This is a genomic window from Thioclava litoralis (assembly GCF_045278885.1).
Taxonomy (GTDB): Bacteria; Pseudomonadota; Alphaproteobacteria; order Rhodobacterales; family Rhodobacteraceae; genus Thioclava; species Thioclava litoralis.
The window spans coordinates 223,248-242,458 of the sequence record NZ_CP135445.1; the positions used below are offsets into that span (position 1 = coordinate 223,248).

Annotated in this window: 19 protein-coding genes and 1 riboswitch; of the genes, 12 read left to right on the forward strand and 7 right to left on the reverse strand. The window is 62.1% G+C overall.

All coding sequences use genetic code 11. The features are described 5' to 3' along the window. Positions 1–31 precede the first annotated feature (31 nt). Positions 32–763, forward strand: a complete 732-nt coding sequence (locus RPE78_RS16835) for an SDR family oxidoreductase (RefSeq protein WP_330629240.1) — start codon at positions 32–34, stop codon at positions 761–763. Between the two features lie 57 nt (positions 764–820). Here RPE78_RS16835 and RPE78_RS16840 read toward each other — a convergent pair whose 3' ends face one another. The 7 genes from RPE78_RS16840 to RPE78_RS16870 all read right to left on the reverse strand — a co-directional run bounded on the left by RPE78_RS16840 (position 821) and on the right by RPE78_RS16870 (position 8,460). Beyond that, entirely contained in the window at positions 821–1,570 is a 750-nt protein-coding gene (locus RPE78_RS16840; protein ID WP_330629241.1) for an ABC transporter ATP-binding protein, read from the reverse strand. Continuing rightward, complete coding sequence (locus tag RPE78_RS16845; RefSeq protein ID WP_330629242.1) at positions 1,564–2,622, reverse strand: iron ABC transporter permease; 1,059 nt, start codon at positions 2,620–2,622, stop codon at positions 1,564–1,566. Before RPE78_RS16845 ends, RPE78_RS16840 begins: the two co-directional genes overlap by 7 nt. Beyond that, positions 2,619–3,713, reverse strand: a complete 1,095-nt coding sequence (locus RPE78_RS16850) for an ABC transporter substrate-binding protein (RefSeq protein ID WP_330629243.1) — start codon at positions 3,711–3,713, stop codon at positions 2,619–2,621. Before RPE78_RS16850 ends, RPE78_RS16845 begins: the two co-directional genes overlap by 4 nt. Positions 3,714–3,836: 123 nt before the next feature. Beyond that, positions 3,837–4,274 (reverse strand): DUF2946 family protein, encoded by a 438-nt coding sequence (locus tag RPE78_RS16855; protein WP_330629244.1) that lies wholly within the window; start codon positions 4,272–4,274, stop codon positions 3,837–3,839. A gap of 188 nt (positions 4,275–4,462) precedes the next feature. Next, positions 4,463–6,115: a flotillin domain-containing protein gene (locus tag RPE78_RS16860; protein WP_330629245.1), complete on the reverse strand. Its 1,653-nt coding sequence runs from the start codon at positions 6,113–6,115 to the stop codon at positions 4,463–4,465. A gap of 54 nt (positions 6,116–6,169) precedes the next feature. Then, complete coding sequence (locus RPE78_RS16865) at positions 6,170–6,904, reverse strand: OB-fold-containig protein (protein WP_330629246.1); 735 nt, start codon at positions 6,902–6,904, stop codon at positions 6,170–6,172. A 119-nt stretch (positions 6,905–7,023) separates the two neighbouring features. Then, positions 7,024–8,460 (reverse strand): PLP-dependent aminotransferase family protein, encoded by a 1,437-nt coding sequence (locus RPE78_RS16870; RefSeq protein WP_330629247.1) that lies wholly within the window; start codon positions 8,458–8,460, stop codon positions 7,024–7,026. Positions 8,461–8,521: 61 nt separating this feature from the next. Here RPE78_RS16870 and RPE78_RS16875 point away from each other — a divergent pair, with 61 nt between their 5' ends. The 11 genes from RPE78_RS16875 (at position 8,522) to RPE78_RS16925 (ending at position 19,207) form a co-directional block, all read left to right on the forward strand. Beyond that, positions 8,522–9,172: a pyridoxamine 5'-phosphate oxidase family protein gene (locus RPE78_RS16875; RefSeq protein WP_330629248.1), complete on the forward strand. Its 651-nt coding sequence runs from the start codon at positions 8,522–8,524 to the stop codon at positions 9,170–9,172. A 110-nt stretch (positions 9,173–9,282) separates the two neighbouring features. Further along, complete coding sequence (gene ybeY / locus RPE78_RS16880; RefSeq protein ID WP_330629249.1) at positions 9,283–9,783, forward strand: rRNA maturation RNase YbeY; 501 nt, start codon at positions 9,283–9,285, stop codon at positions 9,781–9,783. A gap of 35 nt (positions 9,784–9,818) precedes the next feature. Beyond that, positions 9,819–10,709 (forward strand): hemolysin family protein, encoded by an 891-nt coding sequence (locus tag RPE78_RS16885; protein ID WP_330629250.1) that lies wholly within the window; start codon positions 9,819–9,821, stop codon positions 10,707–10,709. Between the two features lie 39 nt (positions 10,710–10,748). Further along, positions 10,749–12,287, forward strand: coding sequence for an apolipoprotein N-acyltransferase (gene lnt, locus RPE78_RS16890; RefSeq protein ID WP_330629251.1), 1,539 nt, complete (start codon positions 10,749–10,751; stop codon positions 12,285–12,287). Positions 12,288–12,298: 11 nt separating this feature from the next. Further along, positions 12,299–12,348, forward strand: a riboswitch (SAM-SAH riboswitch). 8 nt (positions 12,349–12,356) lie between these two features. Beyond that, entirely contained in the window at positions 12,357–13,523 is a 1,167-nt protein-coding gene (metK, locus tag RPE78_RS16895; RefSeq protein ID WP_330629252.1) for a methionine adenosyltransferase, read from the forward strand. 69 nt (positions 13,524–13,592) lie between these two features. Next, positions 13,593–14,774, forward strand: coding sequence for a hypothetical protein (locus RPE78_RS16900; RefSeq protein WP_330629253.1), 1,182 nt, complete (start codon positions 13,593–13,595; stop codon positions 14,772–14,774). Between the two features lie 4 nt (positions 14,775–14,778). Next, the gene (locus RPE78_RS16905) at positions 14,779–15,984 is read left to right on the forward strand and encodes a hypothetical protein (protein WP_330629254.1); all 1,206 of its coding nucleotides are present in this window, start codon (positions 14,779–14,781) and stop codon (positions 15,982–15,984) included. Between the two features lie 10 nt (positions 15,985–15,994). Then, on the forward strand, positions 15,995–16,498 hold the full coding sequence (locus RPE78_RS16910) for a hypothetical protein (RefSeq protein ID WP_330629255.1): 504 nt from the start codon (positions 15,995–15,997) through the stop codon (positions 16,496–16,498). Then, positions 16,495–17,109, forward strand: a complete 615-nt coding sequence (locus RPE78_RS16915; protein WP_330629256.1) for a hypothetical protein — start codon at positions 16,495–16,497, stop codon at positions 17,107–17,109. The genes RPE78_RS16910 and RPE78_RS16915 overlap by 4 nt, the downstream gene beginning before the upstream one ends. Before the next feature lie 276 nt (positions 17,110–17,385). After that, positions 17,386–18,399, forward strand: a complete 1,014-nt coding sequence (locus tag RPE78_RS16920) for a hypothetical protein (RefSeq protein WP_330629257.1) — start codon at positions 17,386–17,388, stop codon at positions 18,397–18,399. 43 nt (positions 18,400–18,442) lie between these two features. Further along, positions 18,443–19,207 (forward strand): tRNA (guanine(46)-N(7))-methyltransferase TrmB, encoded by a 765-nt coding sequence (locus RPE78_RS16925; protein WP_330629259.1) that lies wholly within the window; start codon positions 18,443–18,445, stop codon positions 19,205–19,207. The last annotated feature ends 4 nt before the right edge of the window (positions 19,208–19,211 follow it).

The following is a 19,211-nucleotide window of genomic DNA, read 5'->3' on the forward strand; positions in this document are numbered from 1 at the left end:
GCGGAAAGGGAAAAACGTGGAGGAGATGAAGATGAGCAATGAACTAAGCGGCAAGGTCGCCGCAGTGACGGGTGCGGCCTCGGGGATCGGTCTTGCCAGTGCGCAGATGATGCTGGAGGCAGGCGCTACGGTGGTCTTTGTGGACCGTGACGGTGCCGCATTGAAGGCCGTGACCGAAAAGCTGGGCGAGAAAGCCCTGCCGCTGGTCATCGACCTGCTGGACCCCGAAAGCTGTGCCTCGCTTCTGTCGGGCGTGATGGAACTGGCGGGGCGGATCGATATTCTGCACTGCAATGCGGGCAGCTATATCGGCGGCGATCTGGTCGAAGTCACGGACCCCGCTGCGATTGACCGCATGCTCAATCTGAATGTGAACGCGGTCATGAAGAACGTTCATAACGTGATCCCGCAGATGATCGCGCAGGGCTGTGGCGATATCATCGTCACATCGTCGGTGGCAGGGCATACGGCTGTGCCGTGGGAGCCGGTCTATTCGGCCTCGAAATGGGCGATGACCAGCTTTGTCCAGACCATGCGACGCCAGCTGAACAAACATGGCATCCGTGTGGGCTCGGTCTCGCCCGGTCCGGTGGTTTCGGCCCTGCTGGCCGACTGGCCCGAGGAAAACCTGCGCAAGGCCAAGGAAAACGGCGCGCTGATCGAGCCGTCGGATATCGCCGAGGCGATCCTGTTCATGCTGAGCCGTCCGCGCACGGTCACCATCCGCGATGTCGTGATTTTGCCCAGCAATTTCGATATCTGACAGGATCTCCCCGCCGCAGCCGTCATCCGGTTGCGGCGGGGACTGTCTTTCGGGCGCTCAGCGATGCGTCAGCATATGCGGCACGAACACCGCATTGTTCTCGCTGTCGCGCAGCCATTCCGGTGCGACTTTCCAGAACCGGCGGATCGCGGGCGCGTTCAGCGCCCGTTCCGGCGTCTCTTCGCAGATCAGACGCCCTTCGGCCAGAAGAAGGGCATGGGTGCAAAACCGCGCGGCAAGGTTCAGATCGTGTAGCGACAGCACCACGGCAGTGCCGGTGCGTTCGGCGAAATCGCGCAGATAGCCCAGAACCGCCAGCTGGTGGTGCAGATCAAGCGCCGATGTCGGCTCGTCAAGCGCCATCACCCGTCCGCCCCGAAACAGCCGCTGCGCCAGCAGGACCCGCTGTTGCTGCCCGCCCGAGAGTGCCGACATCGCCCGCGTTGCCAGATCCCCCAGCCCCAGACGATCAAGAAGGCTGCGGGCCTGTGTGACCGCCTGTTGCGGCACCCGCAGCCCCAGCCGTTCGCGCTGTCCCAGAATGACGCAGTCCAGCACGCTGAGTTCGGAGACCACCGCAAAGGCCTGCGGCAGGTAGCAGATGTCGCGCGGGCCAAGCTGCCTGCGCCCGTCAAGGATCTGCGCCCCCGCGGCCTTGCCCCGCGAAAGCGCCTGTAGCAACGTGGATTTGCCCGCGCCATTCGGGCCGAGAACGGCGGTCAGGCGACCGCAGGGCAGGCTGAAACGCATCGGGGCCAGAATGGTGCGTCGCCCGCGGGTTTGTTGCTCGAGGCTTGCATTCAGCATCCGCGATCTCCGTGACGCAGGATCACCACGGCCAGCATCGGAATGCCGGCAATGGCGGTGACGATGCCCACCGGAATGGCGGCACCGCTGGACAGAAGCTTGGCGGCCACCGATGCCGAACACAGGATCAGTGCGCCGATCACGGCGGCCAATGGCAGCCCGAAGCGGTGATCCTCGCCCACCATTGCCCGCGCCACATGCGGCGCGATCAGGCCGACAAAGCCGATGGTGCCGGTAAATGCCACGGCGGCGGCGGTGAGTGCTGCGGTCAGCAGGAAGACCCGTCGCCGCAAGGCATCGGTGTCCAGCCCCAGACTTTCGGCATTGGCCTCACCCATGCGCAGCGTGGTCAGCGCCCATGTGTCTCTGGCGATAAAGGGCAGGCATAGCAGTACGATACAGCCCGAGACTTTCACCGCCGTCCAATTCGCCTTCAGCAACGACCCGAACAGCCAGAACACGATTTGCTGCAAGACCTCCGGCGAGGCCATGAACTGCACAAGAGACAGCATCGACTGGAAGAAGAACAGCACCGCAATCCCCGCCAGCACGAGGAGCTCCGGTTTGGACCCCTTGAGCCGCGCGACGGCCCAGATCATTGCCGTAGCGCCGAGTGTCGCCAGAAAGGCGCAGGCCGGTGTCAGCAGCCAAGGCGGCACCGGCAGGGCAAGGCGGGTGCCGAACAGGATGGCCAGCGCCGCGCCGAACCCCGAGGCTGCCGAGAACCCTAGCGTGAAGGGCGAGGCCAGCGGATTGGCGAGGATGGTCTGCATCATCAGCCCCGAAATCCCCAAGGCCGCACCCACGATCAGCGCCAGCACGGTTTGCGGCAGCCGGATCTGGAACAGGATCACCGCCGACGCCCTGTCGGCCCCGTCCGGCCCGTCCAGCAGGGTCTGCCACAATTTGGCAGGCCCCATACCCGAGGGGCCGGTGCCCAGATCCGCCAGCACCAGAAGCCCCAGCACAACACAGGCAAGCCCCAGTGCGAGGCGGCGCTTGCGGGCACGGATTTCCCATGCCCGCCAGACAGTTGTTGCCGCGCTGGTCATGGCATCTTCGTGATGAAGGTGCCCTGCGCCTCGATCGGCATCCAGTCATGATAATAGGCGCGCAGCTCCTCGGCAGGGTCGATATCGGCAAACAGTTTCGGATAGAGGGCTTTGGCAAGGGCCCGCGCATAGACGAAATCCGACAGGGTGCGGTTGCCGCCGTGATAGATGCCATACACCTCATGCTGGCGCACTGCGGGCAGGTCGGACCAGCCGGGGCGGGTGAGATAGGCCGCCAGACGGGTCTGGGCCAAAGCCTCCTGTGCGCCGAAACCCAAGCTGACCGCCTGCGGCGCATTGCGCCATTCCGACCCTGCCAGCAAGATCACATCCGGTTGCTGGGCAAGGACATATTCGGGCGAAAGCGGCCCCCAATTCTCGATCTGCCCTTTGGCGATATTCTGGCCGCCCACCAGATCGATCACCCCCGCCCACATGCCGGAGCCATAGGAATTGCCAATGGTTTCCGGGCCTTTCTGGGCCAGTTCCACATAGATCTTCTTATGCGACGGGCCTGCTGTGGCAATGCGCGCCAGCGTGTCGCGGGTTTTCGTCTTGTAAAGATGCACAAGCCTCTCGGCACGTTCGGGCTGGCCCATGACAGCCCCGAGAACACGGGTCGAAAGGACATGGCGCTCCAATGTCTGGGCGTTGTAATCCAGCGCCACCACCGGAATGCCTGCCGCTTCGATCTGTGCCACTCCGGCCTGCCCCAAGGCGGCGGTCTGCCAGCTTGACAGGATCGCCACATCGGGGCGGGTGGCAATCAGCGCCTCGGCCGACAGGGTGTTATCATCGGCATTGCCGAAATCCGGCACCTGTTCGAGGGCCGGAAACCTTGCGGTATAGGCCGCCCATTGGTTCGGGCGCCAATCGGCCCAGGGCGCGCGCGACAGAGCGACGATCTTATCGGCTGCGCCCGCACCGGCAACCGCCAGATAATCCTCGTAGTAAAACCCCAATGCGACACGTTCGGGCACATGTTCCAGATGGATTTCACGCCCGTCGAGATCGGTCACGGTGATGTCGGCCTGCGCCACCAGCGGGCAGAGGGCAAGTGCGGCAACCGCCGCAAAGAAAGTCGTTTTCATATTGAGTTCCAAACCTGTTGCGCAGACCCGCAGATCCGCATGCCAAAATCTGCCGCAGGGCCGCAGACCCGAAACGGCGGTGCCAGAAGACAGCGGAATGCCGCGCAGTACGGCCTTCCGCGATCAGGCGGCGCGCGGTGGTGCGCGCGGCTGGACCGGCGCATACAGGCGCAGTATCACAGGCGGCGCGGGGGCAGGGTCGGGACGATAACGGCTGAATTCGGCGGTGCTGAACATCAATTCCGGCACGGCCTGCACCGCAGCCAGAGACAGCGACACGGCAAGGCAGGTCGAGACCTTATGGCGTTGCGGCGCGGGGGCATCGGGGTCTTTGACCGAGCCGTCAGGCAGCATCACCAGTTCTTTGGGGCCTTCGCCGGTGCACAGCACAAGCGTCGTGCCTTCCGCATCGGGGTTGCGCATCATGCCCTGCGGTACGATCCCCGAGAGAAACAGCGCGCAGAGCAGGCACAGACGCAGCAGCCAGACGCCCGCCCCCGCAGAACATGCGGAGCGGCCTCCTGGGGCGCGGGGCGGAGAAGATCGGCCGGACTGCATCATGGGGGCATCTATAGCGGGCAGGTGGGGCAGAGCAAAACGGTTTTTACCTGCCGGAGACTGTGACGGAGGGTGCAAAATGCCGCAGGGGATAAGGCGCGTCCCGAACTGGCCTGTCGAGCGCGGCTTCCGTCCGGACGGTGGCCACACGAAAAACGCGAGCCCGTCAGGGGGGCTCGCGCGGAGAGGTCTCAGACGTCTTGCGCCGGTTGTGCGGCAGGGGCTGCCGCGCTGGCCTCGGGCGGGGCAGAAGGTTTGGGCATCACCTCGTCGAACAGCCCGCTCATGCCCTTTTCCATATTCAGCCCGACCTGCTTGCCGATGCTGTCCAGCGCCGGAAGCTGGAAAGCCATCTTGCGCATCTCGTCAAAGGCCTGATTGACCAGCCCGTCACCGCCCGAGGCCTTGGCCCCTTCGGCCGCCGTGGACGCATTGCCCAGACCATCGACCTTATGGATGGTGATGCCGCCGATCTTCTCGGCGGGTTTGACCATCTCGGCCACGATCTTCGGCATCGCCTCCAGACGCGCCTGCGCCAGACGGTATTCGACAATCGCCTCAGACAGACCGTTCTCGGCCTCGGCCAATGCGCGGGTGCCTTCGGCCTCGGCCAGCTTGCGCGCGCGCATCCCCTCGGCCTCGGCCAGAGCCTCTTTCTTGGCGGCTTCGGCGCGGATGGTGATCTGGTCGGCCTCGGCCTGCGCCAGTTCGCGCATGGCGGCGGCGCGGTCATCGGCGGCCTCGCGTTCGGCCTTGGCGGCCACACGGATCGAGGTTGCCTGACGCTCGGCCTCTTCCTGCGCGGCAAGAATGGTCAGGCGCTTCTGACGCTCACCCTCGGCCACGCGGCGCTCGGTCTCGATCGCCTCGGTCGCCTTGATGGCCTCGGCTTTGGCCAGATCGGCACGGGCGCGGGCCTGGCTTTCGGCCTCGGATTTCTCGGAGACGGCAATCTGGCGGTCCTGCTCGGCCACTTCGATGGCCTTTTCACGGGCGATACGGGCCTGTTGCGCGGCCATCTCGGCCTCTTCGTGCTGGCGGGCTTTCTCGGCCTCTTCGCGGGCGGCCAGCTCTTCCATCTTCACACGCTGGGCAACACGGGCCTCTTCCTGCTCGCGCTCGACCTCATAGCGTTTGACCTCCGCCTCCTGACGCGAGCGGGCCACGGCGACCTCGGCATCCGCCTCGATGGCGGCGCGCTGTTTGCGGCTTTGGGCGATGCGCTCGGCCTGGTTCTTCATCCCTTCGGCGTTGAAGACGTTATTCTCGTCAAGCCCGCTCAGCGGGGTCTGGTCCAGCGCGGTCAGCGAGACGGATTCCAGTTCAAGGCCGTTCTTGCGCAGATCCTCGGTAACCGTCTGCTGCACCTGCTGCACGAAATTGGCGCGGTTCTCATGTAGATCATCCAGATCCATCTTGGCGGCCACAGCGCGCAGACCATCGACCAGCTTGCCTTCCACCATCTCGCGCAGGGCGCGTTCGTCAAAGGTGCGGTCGCCCAGCGTCTGGGCCGCGCGCGCGATGCCCTCTTCGGTGGCCTGAACGGTGACGTAGAATTCCACGCCCACATCGACCCGCATCCGGTCTTTGGTGATCAGCGCGGAATTGCCGTCACGACGCACTTCCAGACGGGTGGTGCGCATATTGATCCGCGTCACTTCATGCAGCACCGGAATGACCAGCGTGCCGCCGTCGATGATGACCTTGCGCCCGCCCGTGCCGGTTTTCACAAGGCTGACCTCGCGGGTCGAACGATTATACATCCGTGAGAAAATCATCGCGATCACCAGAAAGGCCACCACGATCAGTAGCACAGGGATCGCTACACCTAGAATGAGAGTCATTTAAACATTTCCCGTCTCTTACAAACTTTGACGGCAGAAAGCTCTGCCGGAATTTTACGCAATAGGTACCAGACGCAGATCGCCGCCCGGAAGTTTCAGAACCAGCACCTCGGTGCCTTGCGCGATGACATCGCTTTCCGATAGCGGTTCCAGCATGGCATAATGGGTGTTGCCGAAACTGTCTGTCACCCGCACCTGCGCGGGGCTGCCGCGCCGTGCCTCGCCCACCGTGACGACACCGCGCCGCCGCCCCAGACTGCGCTCCGAGATCGCGCTGGTTTCGTCGCGTGGCAGCAGATGGGCGATGACCGATGACAGCCCCCGCGTCAGCGCCAGGGCCGGAACCGCGATCACCGGCACGGCCAGAAGGCGCGGCATGGCCTGCCCAACGATCTGCCACAGGCCGGTCTGGACCGCCAGCCCGAGCCCCGCGAAGAGCGCGCAGAACAGGGTGAGCCAGATTGTGAGCGGCAGTTTGTTCAGCCCCAGCATATCGGTCATGATACCGCCCGCAGAGGGTGTGGCCTCCAGGGCGGCAGGCGAATGGCCGTCAAACGCGCCTTCGATCTGGACCGCGACCTCGGTAGGTAGATCAAGCTCGGCGGCAATTTCGGGGGCGCTCAGTCCGATCAGGTCGGCATCGGCCTCCATATCCAAAGCCAGATCGCCGCTGTCACCCGTTGTCGACAGGCCGGTGAGAAGCATCACCACCTCAAGCAGGAGAAGGGCCACCACAAGGCCTGCGGCAATCAAAAACGGGGTAAGCCCCGGATCATAGAGTAAAGTCATGGATACAAAAGCCAGAAGAGTTGTGCGGTACAATTGCGAAAGATGCCCGCGGGTTCAAGGCAAAACTCTGGCAGGTCACGGGCGGGTTTTCGCCTTTGGTAGAACACAAGGCCATCCGCTCATCCCATGCGGGCCAGAAGCGCGCAGAGGCGGCGAGCCGCGTCCCCAAGCGTATCCTCGTCAAACCCCGCATAGCCCAGAAGCAGGGCTTCTGGTCCGTGCGGCAGGCTGCAATGATCGGAGAGGGCGGCCACGCATAGCCCTGCCCTGGCGGCCTCGGCACTGATCTCGCGGTCGCTGACCCGCCCTTGCAGCTTTGGTCCGAGCCCCGCGCAAAGATGCATCCCGCCCGCATCGGGCGCGAGCTCTACAAACCCCTGCGCCGGTGCCATCGCCGAAAGCAGATAGGCCTGCCGGCGCGCGTAGACCCGTCGCATCCGGCGCAGATGCAGCGCGAATTCACCGCTCTCCATGAAACTGGCGAGCGCGGGCTGCGGGGTCAGCGAGGTCTGCCCTCCGACCGCGTCGAAATAGGCCGCGATCTGCGGCAGCATGCGCTGGGGCACCACCATATAGCCGATCCGCAGGGCGGCGCTGAGCAGTTTCGAGAAGCTGCCCAGATACAGGACATTCTCCAGCCGGTCGAGCCCCGCCAATGCCGGCAGCGGCTGGCCACGATAGCGGAATTCGCTGTCATAATCATCCTCGATCACCACCCCGCCGGAGCGACCGGCCCATTCCAGAAGCGCCAGCCGGCTGGACAGGGGCATGCTGCGGCCCGTCGGATAATGGCGCGAAGGCGTCACTATCGCGGCTCTGGCGCGGGCGGGGATCTGCGCGGGGTCCAGCCCCTCGGGGCCGATGCGGACCGGATGGGCGCGCGCTCCGCACGACATCAGGGTGCGTGCCATTTTCGGCCAGCAGGGATCTTCGATGGCCACGGTGGTTGTGGGCGGCAAAAGCGCGCGGAAGATGATCTCGAAGGCGTCGCGCGCCCCCGAGGTGATCACCACCTGCTGCGGGTCGCAGGCAAGCTGACGCCATGCCAGAAGGTGATCGGCGATTGCAGCGCGCAGCGGATACCACCCCAGCGGGTCGGGGCGGGCCAGCAGATCGGCCGAGGGCGCGCGCCAGGCGCGGTCCAGATGACGCGCCCATTGGGCATGGGGCATCAGGGCCGGATCGGGCAGGGCGCTTTGAAAGGGCCGCCAGCGGGCGACCGGTGCGGGCGGGTGACGCGGCACGCTGGCCACCCGTGACAGATGCGGCAGTTCCTGCGCGACAAATGTGCCTGCCCCCTGTCTGGTGACCAGATAGCCCTCGGAAATCAACTGGTCATAGACAATCTGCACTGTCGTACGCGAGACCGATAATTCGGCCGCCAGAACGCGGCTTGCCGGAAGCCTGACGCCGCAAAAGGCGTTGGAGGACAGGATCTTGCGCCGTAGCCCGTCCAGAAGCTGGGCCTGCAGGCTTTCGGCGGCCGCAGGGTCCAGCAGCAGTGCAAACAGGGCGCTGTCCAGATTGGACTGATATGATTTACCGGAATTGGCCATTTATAAAATACCAATATGCCGCCAGACCTGAGGCGGCAAGTTCAATTTCGGATCCCTTCCCATGTCAGATACCCTGCCCGTCACCGAGCGCACCCGCCTTCGCCGCAGCCATGAGCGCGGCTGTTTCGACCGCGAGGCCATTTATGCCATCCTTGACGCGCAGCCGATGTGCAGCGTCGGCTATGTAATTGATGGAAAACCCTTTGTTACGCCCACGCTGCAATGGCGCGAGGGCAATCATGTCTACTGGCACGGCTCCTCTGCCAGCCGTGCGCTGCGCCATTCCCGCGATGCCGACGTGTGTCTGAGCGTCGCCATTCTGGACGGGTTCGTGCTGGCGCGCTCGGGGATGCACCATTCGGTCAATTCGCGTTCGGTCACGCTATACGGGCGGGCGTTCAAGGTGGAAGACCCTGCCGAGAAGCACGCGAAACTGGGGCGTTTTGTCGATACGCTCTTTCCGGGCCGTTATGGCACCCTGCGCCCCGATCATGCGCAGGATCTGAAGGCGACGATGGTGCTGGGGCTGGAGATCGCCGAGGGCAGCGCGAAGACGCGGAGCGGCGGTCCGAAGGACGAGGATGCCGATTACGAGCTGCCGATCTGGGCGGGCGTCCTTCCGGTGCGCAGCGTGGTGGGGGCCCCCGAACCCGATCCGCGCAATCTGTCGGGGGTCGAGATGCCAGCGCATGTGAGGGGGTTCCGGCTCTGAGCTTTGGGCCCGCCTGCCGGTTACGGATTGCGGCGGGCCTGAGGACGCATTTTGGTGAGCCACTGCGGAAGCCTCTTGCCGGACAGGGGGGCGCATTGTAGCGAACGGGAATGCAGATCGATATTGATATTGACGATTCCCGCTGGGCGGAGCTCGGGCTTGAGGCGCTTTGTGAAAAGGCGACAGAGGCCGTATGCGCGGCGCTTGGTCTTGAGGCTGACCTTTGCGAGCTGTCGGTGCTGGGCTGCGATGATGCCCGCATCAAGGAACTGAATGCGGAATTCAGGGCAAAGGACAAGGCCACCAATGTGCTGAGCTGGCCTGCCGAAGAACGGGGGGCCGAAACCGAGGGCGATGTGCCACAGGTGCCGGAGCCCGATATGTTCGGCACGATTGCGCTGGGAGATCTGGCTCTGGCCTATGAAACCTGCATCCGTGAAGCCACAGAACAGCAGAAATCCGCGCAAGATCACGTTCTTCATCTGATTATTCACGGGTTATTGCATCTTTTGGGCTACGATCACGTGAGGGATGCAGATGCGGTCTTGATGGAAGCGCTGGAAATCCGCATCCTTGAAAAGCAGGGTATCGCAAACCCATATGAATTTTGAGGCCGCCAGGCGCGGTGTAATTTTGGAAAGGACGAATGGGACAGGCCGCTGACGGAGCTCTCTCCGCCGAAAGCCCGGTTTCCGAAGAGGAACCGGGAGAAAATTCCGAACCCCGATCGCGGGGTTTTCTTGGACGTTTGTTCGGGGGCTCTGCCGCGGTCGAAGACGCGGTGTATGACGAACCTGCGCAAACACCGCAACACGCCCCGCTTGGCTTGGGCAATCTGCGCCGCATGCGTGTCGGCGATATTGCCATTCCCAAAGTCGAAATCGTGGCCGTTCCGGACGATATCCCGCCCGCAGAACTGGTCGCTGTTTTCCGCGAACATGGTTATTCCCGCCTGCCGGTTTTCCACGAGACATTGGACCAGCCTCTTGGCCTGATCCACCTCAAGGATCTTGCCTTGCAATACGGGTTCAACGACCATCAGCCCGATCATGTGGTGATGCAGGATCTGATGCGCCCGCTGCTTTATGTGCCGCCCTCGATGCCGATCGGGGTGCTTTTGCAGAAGATGCAGGTGCAGCGCATCCATATGGCTCTGGTGATCGACGAATATGGCGGGGTGGACGGCCTTCTTACGCTGGAGGATCTGATCGAACAGGTCATTGGCGAGATCGAGGACGAACATGACGAGGTCGAAGGCGGAATGTGGCGGCAGGAAAAGCCCGGCCAATGGGTCGTGCTGGCCCGTGCGCCGCTCAGCGATTTCGAGGCCGAGATCGGGCATGTGCTGGCCGATCCGGAAGAAGAGCAGGAGATTGACAGTCTGGGGGGGCTGGTCTTCATGCAGATCGGGCGTGTTCCGGCACGGGGCGAAGTGATCGTGGCCGAAAGCGGGGTCGAATTCGAAGTGCTCGATGCCGACCCGCGCCGCATCAAACGTCTGCGTGTGCGCCTGCCCGGAGTGGCTCCGGCAGAGTGAATGTGCTGGATTAAGATCGGCAGGTAAGGTCAGGATTTCTTGCGTATTTTCGGTTTCATGAGATCTCCGGCCCGACCGGTCTGGAACGTGTTGGGTCTGGCTTTTCTGGCCGGTTGTGGCATCGGTCTGGGGCAGGTTCCTGTGAGCCTGTGGCCGGTGGCAATCCTCGCTTTGGGGCTGCTGCTGCGCTTTCTGTCGCGCCAGCGCCCCGCCCATGTCGCTTGGGCCGCCTTCATGGCGGGGGTCGGCCATACCTGTGTGACGATGTACTGGATCACCGAGCCGTTCTTTGTCGAGCCCGAGGTTTTCGGCTGGATGGCCCCTTTCGCGCTGGCGCTGATGGGGGCGGGGTTCGGGGCGTTCTGGGCGGCGGGGGCCGGTCTGGGGGCGCGGCTTGGGCATGGGCCGGTGACACGGGCTTTGGGGATTGCGCTGGGGCTGGGGCTGACCGATGCGATCCGCAGCTACGCGTTCACCGGCTTTCCCTGGGTGCTGTTCGGCCATATCTGGATCGGAACGCCGGTGGCGCAACTGGCCTCTCTGACAGGGCAACTGGGGCTGAGCTGTGTCACCTTGCTGCTGGCGGTCACGCTGTCTTTCCCGGGCCGCAAAGGGGGCTTGGGCGCGGGGCTGTGTCTGTGGTTGGGCGCGGCGGCGATCTGGGGCTGGGGGCAGGCGCGACTGGCCACCCCTGTCGACTATCCCGCCCGTCCCGCCGAAATCCGCATTGTCCAACCCAATGCTGAGCAGAAGCTGAAATGGCTGCCAAAATATCGCGCCCTGTTCTTCCAGCGCCTGCTGGACGAGTCCTCGGCTCCCGCCAAGACGCCGCTGGATCTGATCGTCTGGCCCGAGACCTCGGTGCCCTTCTTGCTCAACTGGCCCGGCGATGGTCTGGAGATGGTGGCGCAATCGGGCAAGGGGGTGCCGATTGCGCTGGGGATCCAGCGCAGTGACGGGGACCGTTATTACAATTCCCTTGCTGTGCTGGACGGGCAGGCAAGGATCACCGCGCTTTACGACAAGGTGCATCTGGTGCCGTTCGGGGAATATATCCCCTTCGGGGATGCATTGGCGAAGCTGGGGATCAGCGCCTTTGCCGCGCAAGAGGGCAATGGCTATTCGGCAGGGCGCGCCGAAACCGTGCTTGATCTCGGACCGGCAGGGCAGGTGCAACCGCTGATCTGCTACGAGGCGGTGTTCCCGCAGGATATCCGCCATGCGCCCGAACGGCCCGACTGGATCATGCAGATCACCAATGATGCGTGGTTTGGCCAGCTGTCGGGGCCGCGCCAGCATCTGAGTCTGTCCCAGATGCGCGCGATCGAATTCGGGTTGCCGGTGGTGCGCGCGGCCAATACCGGCATTTCGGGGCTGATCGACCCCTATGGGCGCCTGCGGGAGCGTATCGGTATGAACCGCGAGGGGCATCTGGATGTTGCCGTGCCTAAGGCCTTGCCCGTAACGGTTTATGCCCGTCTGGGGGATTGGCCCAGCATCACGGCGATGCTTGTGGCTTTACTTCTCTTAAGGGGTTTTGGGCTAATTATCGTTGACCGGCCCCGCGCAGAGGTCTAGGCAACGGTATCGAACCATCACAACGGCTTCCTGGCGTGGTGGGGATATAACCAACGGAGCACGTCTTTCATGACACGTAAGAACTATATTTTCACCTCCGAGTCGGTCTCCGAAGGCCACCCGGACAAGGTATGTGATCGCATTTCCGACGCCATTCTGGATGCGTTTCTCTCGGAAGAGAAAAACGCGCGGGTCGCTTGCGAAACCTTCGCCACCACCAATCAGGTTGTTGTTGGCGGCGAGGTCGGGCTGACCGACAAAGCCAAACTGGCGCTTTATATGGAAAAGGTTGATGGTCTTGTGCGCGATTGCGTAAAAGACATCGGCTATGAACAAGACGAGTTCCATTGGGCCACTTTGAAGGTCGCCAATTTCCTGCATCCGCAATCGGCGCATATCGCGCAGGGCGTGGATAAGGATGGCGCGGGCGATCAGGGGATCATGTTCGGCCATGCGGTCGACGAGACCCCCGAGCTGATGCCGGCGCCCATCCATTACAGCCACGCGATTCTGCGCCGTCTGGCGGAGGCCCGCAAATCCGGTGCTGAGCCGACCCTGCGGCCCGATGCCAAATCCCAACTCTCGGTGCGCTATGAAAACGGCAAACCGGTCGGGGTGACCTCGATCGTGCTGTCGACGCAGCATGCAAGCGAAAGCCAGAGCTCGGATGATATCCGTGCCATCGTCGAACCCTATATCCGCGAAGTTCTGCCCGAGGGCTGGATCTCGCCCGAGACCGAATGGTGGGTCAACCCGACCGGTACCTTCGTGATCGGGGGCCCCGATGGGGATGCGGGTCTGACAGGGCGCAAGATCATCGTGGATACCTATGGCGGCGCGGCCCCGCATGGGGGCGGTGCCTTCTCGGGGAAAGACCCGACCAAGGTGGACCGTTCGGCGGCCTATGCCGCGCGCTATCTGGCGAAAAACGTGGTGGCGGCCGGGCTTGCGCGCAAATGCACCATCCAGCTGAGCTATGCGATCGGTGTGGCCAAGCCGCTTTCGGTCTATGTGGACACTTTCGGCACCGGTCAGGTGCCGGACGAGGTGATTGAACAGGCGCTGGTGCAATGTATGGACCTGACGCCTCTGGGCATCCGCACCCATCTGGATCTGTGCAAACCGATCTATGCCCGCACGGCAGCCTATGGTCATTTCGGCCGCGCGCCCGAAGCCGATGGCGGTTTCAGCTGGGAAAAAACGGACCTTGTCGAGGCGCTCAAGAAGGCGGTTTGATCTTTGGTCGGAAAAGACGCTAATAAAACGCGCCTCCAATGTGGGGCGCGTTTTTATTAGGATGATTACATGATCAACGATTTGACCAAGTTGATGGAAGCCATGCGGACGCCGTTTTTCCCGAAGGAGGACATGTCCGCGCAAAAACGGCGTCTGGAGGACGAACAGCGGCTACGGACCCTGTTTGCAGACAGCTCTCCCGCAGCCAGCAAGGGCCGGTATTCCGCCTTCGAACTGGAACTCCATCACCGCTACCACCGCTATGGCGAGCGGGCGGTCGCGTTGCTGTCTGCTGTGATTATGACCGATGAAGTCTGCGCGATGCTGTTTCGGGCGGGGCGATACCCCGACATGCCCGAGATCGAGAGCGATACCGCGGAAAGCTTCCTTGCGGATTTCGAGGCTTGTCTGGCCGAACCGCTCGCGCATCTGTTGTCGCTCGAGCCTGCACCTGATCTGAACTGGCTTCTTTGCGATCTGTTCGACTGGCCGCAGCGGCCGCAGACAGATCCGCTTGAATTCGCGCCCGAGCGCATCAAACCTCTGGCCGAGCAGTTTATTGCCCGCTTCCCGCGTCACGGCGGCGAGGCTCTCAGCCAGTTCTTCAACCAGCTGCCGGACGAGATTGCGATTGATCTGGTGCTGGATGTCGAGGTGGAAGATGCCGCGCTTGCGTGGCTTCGGCTCGAACTGGCCGATTTTGCCCTGCTATACGAAGCATACGAGGCGGAAAACTGCGATCTTCCGGGCTATTGGATCGTGCATCAGAGGCCTTGGGCCCTTTTGCAATTCTGGCCGCGTTCGTCGTCTGGCAGGATGGATCTGCCCGACGATGTGTCCGGTCTATGGTTCCGCAAGGTGCCGGAGGCGGGCCTGCCTGCGGCCCATTTCATCCTGTGGCATCTGGTCGAGACGCGGCCCTATTGTGCCGAAATGCAGGTCTCGTCCGAGCACGTTGCCCATCTGGTGGTGCATGACGCGGACGTTTATCATATGGCGCTCGAGGAGGCCTTTGCTGCCTATGATCCCTCGCGCCCCGAGGAGGAGGCGTTTGATCGGGCCTTTGCCGCGATAGACGCCCTGCCGCATCCCGAACCTGTGGCCGAACTGGAGGCCGATCCGGTTTCCGTGCCCCCAACACCGGCGGCGCGGTCCAGACCGGATCGCTCCTCCCCCCGCCTTATCTGGCTGGCCCTGCTGGCCGTAGGCTGCCTCGCCCTGGCGCTGGCGCTTCTGTCCGTGAACTGGTGATCTCATGACCTCATTGAACGCGCTTTTAGCCGCGAACCGCCATTGTTTCGCGCTACCCGATCCGCATTTCCGTACGGAAACCGAGGCTCTTCTGCGCCAGCTTCTGAACAGCCCCGATCCGGCAGGGGCCGCCATGCGCTATACGCCCTTGGAAATTGATTTCGCAAAGAATTTCCGGTCCGAAGGCCAGAAGGCCGCAGCCCTTCTGGCGGCTTTTTTACAGGCGGTGCCCGATTTTGCCTTCCTGTTTCCTCTGGGCCGCCCCGCCGAGGCATTGGTCGGCCCGCATCCGGCCAGTGCGAAAGAGGTCAAAAAGCTCACATCGGTTTTCAAGGACCGCTATCTCGGGTCGATGGCCCATGCGTTGGAGGCGGATAGAGAGGGCGACCTCGACAAGATGCTCGCCAATATGTGCGGTTGGCCGGCCCCCGATGATGATTTTTATATTGATACGTATAAAAATCCCGAATGGCCGCCCGAAGTTGATCGGCTGTGCGAGGAATTCCGTGCCCTGTTTCCCGAGCACGGCGGCGAAGCGCTGGATTACTTTTTAGGTGCGTTGTTTCAAAGCGCAGAAGATCCGGACGGCGCGCCTATCGAGGATTCCGCAACCTCTATGGCGGTTCAGGCGTGGCTCCGGCTTGAGATGATCGGGCTGGCGGTGCTGTGCGAGGCAATGCGGATCGAAGAGGACGATATTCTGGGCTATTGGCCCGCTGCCTTGTGGGAATATAGCCTGCTGGATGTCTGGGTCGGGCCGGTGCTGCCAAAACCCGATGCGCATGATGCGGTTGTCGCGCTGTGGTACGAGCGCGCCGCAGAGATTGGCATCCGCCCCGCGCGCGAGATTTTCGGCATGGTGAAGACGACGATGCCTTGGCTCTTCGCCCCCGAGGCCCCTTTGGAGCACGGGCAGATGCCTTTGCAGGCCGAGCATGCCGAGGCCTATCGCATAGCCTTCGAGGCCGCCGTTACAGCCTATCGCGGCGCCGACACCCAAGAGGAGGGCCTTGCCAAGGCGCAAGCCGTGCTCAGCAGCCAGCCCCGCCCCGCCCAGACCAGCTACACCCGCGCCGAGGTCCATAAAGTCGCTGCAAAACCGACCCCTCGTGCCGTGCAGCCTGCTGCGGGTGGCATGGGCATGGCGTTCATGCTGGGGTTCGCGGTGCTCTGCCTTGTGGCGGCTGGCGTATTTTTGCTGGCGTTCTAAGGAGATCAAAGTGATCCGGCAAAAACCCTTGGAAGAGGTTCTGGAGCAGAATCGCGCGTATTTCGATCTCTACAGGGACGCTGGATTTGAAAAAGACAGATCTCGTGTCAGTCAGCTTTTCAGTGAAGCGCGACCGACGTATCAAACGGTCGCGCATCCGCAGATAGAGCCCGAGTTCATCGCGCGTATCGCGCCTTTCGGCGCGCGCGGGGTGGATCTTTTGGCCGCTTGTCTACAGGTGCCTGAATTCGCAAGGCTTGTCAGGTTTGGCATTGACCCGAGGGATGATCGCCAATGGTGCAGCGCCGACAAAGAGCTGCGTGCGCTTGCGCCATTTCTGGACCGGATGGTGTCGGCGCTTCAAAGGACGCCTGAGCAGTCGTTGAACGATATGCTCTCTGCGGTGTTTAGCTGGACGCCAGTCGAAATGGTCAAGCTGGACGATACGATGCCGCTCTGGGCCTTGCAACGTGAATTCATCGAGCTTTTCCCTGCAAATGGCGCGCCGAAGTGATTGCCTTTGCGGATTGGTGCCAGAGGATCGAACTCAATCATTATCACTGGCCGTCCCAATGGGTGCTTCAGCAGTGGCGCTTCAAGTTCATTTCGAAATGTGTCGAAACAGAGCTTGGGCCGGTCGAAAGCGGGGAAACTCCCAGCCTGTGGTTTGAACTGGCGGAGAATATCGGTTTCGAAGCGGCGGAACAGGTGCTTCACTATATTAAGGAAGATCGCTCCGACCTTCTTCTAAATAACAAAATGGCCTTCAATACTCCCCTTCGGCTGAAAAGCGGCACTGCACGCCAATATGCTCTTCTTCTAAAACGGGCGGAGCTGGCCTTTGGTCTTGATCCGCAGGTAGAGAGAGGTCTGGCGCTTGCGCGGTTGATCATCGGCACGCCGACGGTTGAGGATCTTCAGGCGGCACGGATAGTCCCAGCGGCCAGAAATCCCCAAGCCATGCCGCCGCTCGAAAACCGGGCAGCGAATGATGGCTCGAACCAGACCAGTCTGAAGCCAACCGACTTGCTGATCATCCTGCTTATGCTGGCGGTCGTCTGTGGCACGCTCTACGGGATTGTCGCGATGGTCGCCAAAGTCATTCTGGCCTCGATTATGGCATGAGGATACGCCACCATATTCCTGTTTTACGCATGGCAGGTTTGTGCGTATGGGACCTGCCCCATGCCCATCGGCTGCCGCGTGTTTATAGCCGCTGCGATATTCGTAAACCTTGGAGGAATGCGTTGTCATCGTGATAACATGCCGTTGAATGGACACACCATGTCTGAAACGCTCATCGAACTTGCACATGCCAATCGTCCGTATTTCGATGCCCATTTCACGTATCGGCTAGACGCGGATCGTATAATATATCGGGAGAATATATACAGATGGCGCATGGCCTATGCGCATGGTGGCTACCCCGACGATATCGTCGAAATCAGCCAGTCAATCTTGGATACGGACCGCGTTGGCATTGATTTGCTTCTGGCGTGTCTACAGGTGCCGTCTTTCTCCGACGTCTTCCTTTGCCCGTCGGAACTGGCAAGGGGGCGCGTCACAGAGGTCCCCAAAAGGAAGGCCATTGTTGCTATCTATGCCAAAAGGATACGGACCGTTCTCGAAGAAGAACCACGTAGATCGCTGCCGGATATGCTGTGTCAGGTTTTCGGTTGGAAACGGATAAAGCAGCCCTCACCATATCTATGGCAACGCGGCGAGGGGCGCGACTTTCTGAACCAGTTTATGGCACGTTTCCCAGAACGAGGCGCCGAAATTCTGGCTCTTTTTGCGGCGCAGTTCGAGGCGGGGCGTAGCGGAGCTGGCATCTCGTATTTACGGTTTCGGGCGGAGCTGGCTGGGCTTTTAGCGTGGTGCGAGAGGATCGACCTGAACCGGATGAACTGGCCTGCGCAATGGGTCATGGCGCAGTGGGCACCAGCTTTCAGTGCCTTCGATCTTAAATGCGACATCGGTTCGCCAGAGGCCGAGGAAGCCGCTGATCTGTGGTTTGCGATGGGCGAACGCATAGGCTTTGCGCCTGCCGCCGATATGTTTCGTTTTGTGCAGGCCCATCGGCCGTGGCTGTTTTTCACGGATAGTATGTGTTCAGCTGGTCACCCGAAGCTCAAGATGGGCGCTGCACCGGAATATATGCAAACGCTCAGACGGGCAGAGCTGGCCTTCTGCTTGGAGGATGATATCTCGAAGGGGCTTTATCAGGCAGAGTGGGCAGTCACGCAGCCTTCGGGTCTCGATCTACAGGCTTTGCGCGCAAGCACACGCAATAGCCTGCCGTCCCGTTTTCTGGAATGTGTCATGGCGATTGTCTTCGGTGTGCTCTTCTGCGCCGCGCTCTACGGCATTGTTGCCGCCATCGCCAAGGCCGTGGTCGCAGCGGCTGGCGCATGATGGGCCTTGACCAGAGGGCATGGCATTGGCTATGCGCGCGGGCATGAGCGATGATATCAAAACCCCGGATCACCCCGAACGCGGCTGGCGCAACTTCTATGGTCGCCGCCACGGACCGACGCTGAACAAGGCCCAGAAGGATTATCTGGATGAAGACCTCGAGGCTCTGTCTCCGGGGGCGGTGGATTGGGATGTGAACCCCGAGCGCACGCCCATCGACATGGCCACCCGTTTCAAGGGCAAGCCGGTCTGGCTTGAGGTGGGCTTCGGGGGCGGCGAGCATATGATCCATATGGCCGAGACCTATCCTGAGGTCGAGATCATCGGCTGCGAGCCCTATATCAACGGCGTTGCGATGCTTTTGGGCAAGATCCGGCGGATGGCGGTGCAGAATGTCGCGGTCCATCCCGGCGATGCGCGCGATGTGATGGATATCCTGCCCGCAGGCAGTATCTCGAAAGCCTTCCTCAACTATCCCGATCCGTGGCCCAAGACCCGCCATCACCGCCGCCGTTTCGTGACGCAGGAACATCTGGTGCCTTTGTTCGAGGCGCTGGCCCCCGGGTCCGAATTCCGCATTGCCACCGATATCTGTGACTATGTCCGTCAGGCAGTGCAAGAGGTCCCGAAGGCGGGCTTTATCCCGCAATTCGAGGTGCCCGCGGCTTTTGATTATGACGATCCGCAGGAAGTCTCGGGCGATTGGGACACGCCTTGGGATGACTGGCTGTCGACGCGCTATGAGCAGAAGGCTCTGCGTGAGGGCCGCAAGCCGCATTACCTGACCTATCGCAAGCCCGAGGCATAAGCCC

Excerpts from the sequence above, each read along its gene's own strand:
- RPE78_RS16850 (WP_330629243.1), bottom strand. The coding sequence starts at position 3,713 with ATGAAAACGACTTTCTTTGCGGCGGTTGCCGCACTTGCCCTCTGCCCG.
- RPE78_RS16875 (WP_330629248.1), top strand. The coding sequence starts at position 8,522 with ATGTCAGATACCCTGCCCGTCACCGAGCGCACCCGCCTTCGCCGCAGC.
- RPE78_RS16870 (WP_330629247.1), bottom strand. The coding sequence starts at position 8,460 with ATGGCCAATTCCGGTAAATCATATCAGTCCAATCTGGACAGCGCCCTG.
- RPE78_RS16905 (WP_330629254.1), top strand. The coding sequence starts at position 14,779 with ATGACCTCATTGAACGCGCTTTTAGCCGCGAACCGCCATTGTTTCGCG.
- RPE78_RS16900 (WP_330629253.1), top strand. The coding sequence starts at position 13,593 with ATGATCAACGATTTGACCAAGTTGATGGAAGCCATGCGGACGCCGTTT.
- RPE78_RS16840 (WP_330629241.1), bottom strand. The coding sequence starts at position 1,570 with ATGCTGAATGCAAGCCTCGAGCAACAAACCCGCGGGCGACGCACCATT.
- RPE78_RS16925 (WP_330629259.1), top strand. The coding sequence starts at position 18,443 with ATGAGCGATGATATCAAAACCCCGGATCACCCCGAACGCGGCTGGCGC.
- RPE78_RS16885 (WP_330629250.1), top strand. The coding sequence starts at position 9,819 with ATGGGACAGGCCGCTGACGGAGCTCTCTCCGCCGAAAGCCCGGTTTCC.
- ybeY (WP_330629249.1), top strand. The coding sequence starts at position 9,283 with ATGCAGATCGATATTGATATTGACGATTCCCGCTGGGCGGAGCTCGGG.
- RPE78_RS16865 (WP_330629246.1), bottom strand. The coding sequence starts at position 6,904 with ATGACTTTACTCTATGATCCGGGGCTTACCCCGTTTTTGATTGCCGCA.
- RPE78_RS16860 (WP_330629245.1), bottom strand. The coding sequence starts at position 6,115 with ATGACTCTCATTCTAGGTGTAGCGATCCCTGTGCTACTGATCGTGGTG.
- RPE78_RS16920 (WP_330629257.1), top strand. The coding sequence starts at position 17,386 with ATGGCCTATGCGCATGGTGGCTACCCCGACGATATCGTCGAAATCAGC.
- RPE78_RS16845 (WP_330629242.1), bottom strand. The coding sequence starts at position 2,622 with ATGACCAGCGCGGCAACAACTGTCTGGCGGGCATGGGAAATCCGTGCC.
- RPE78_RS16835 (WP_330629240.1), top strand. The coding sequence starts at position 32 with ATGAGCAATGAACTAAGCGGCAAGGTCGCCGCAGTGACGGGTGCGGCC.
- metK (WP_330629252.1), top strand. The coding sequence starts at position 12,357 with ATGACACGTAAGAACTATATTTTCACCTCCGAGTCGGTCTCCGAAGGC.
- RPE78_RS16855 (WP_330629244.1), bottom strand. The coding sequence starts at position 4,274 with ATGATGCAGTCCGGCCGATCTTCTCCGCCCCGCGCCCCAGGAGGCCGC.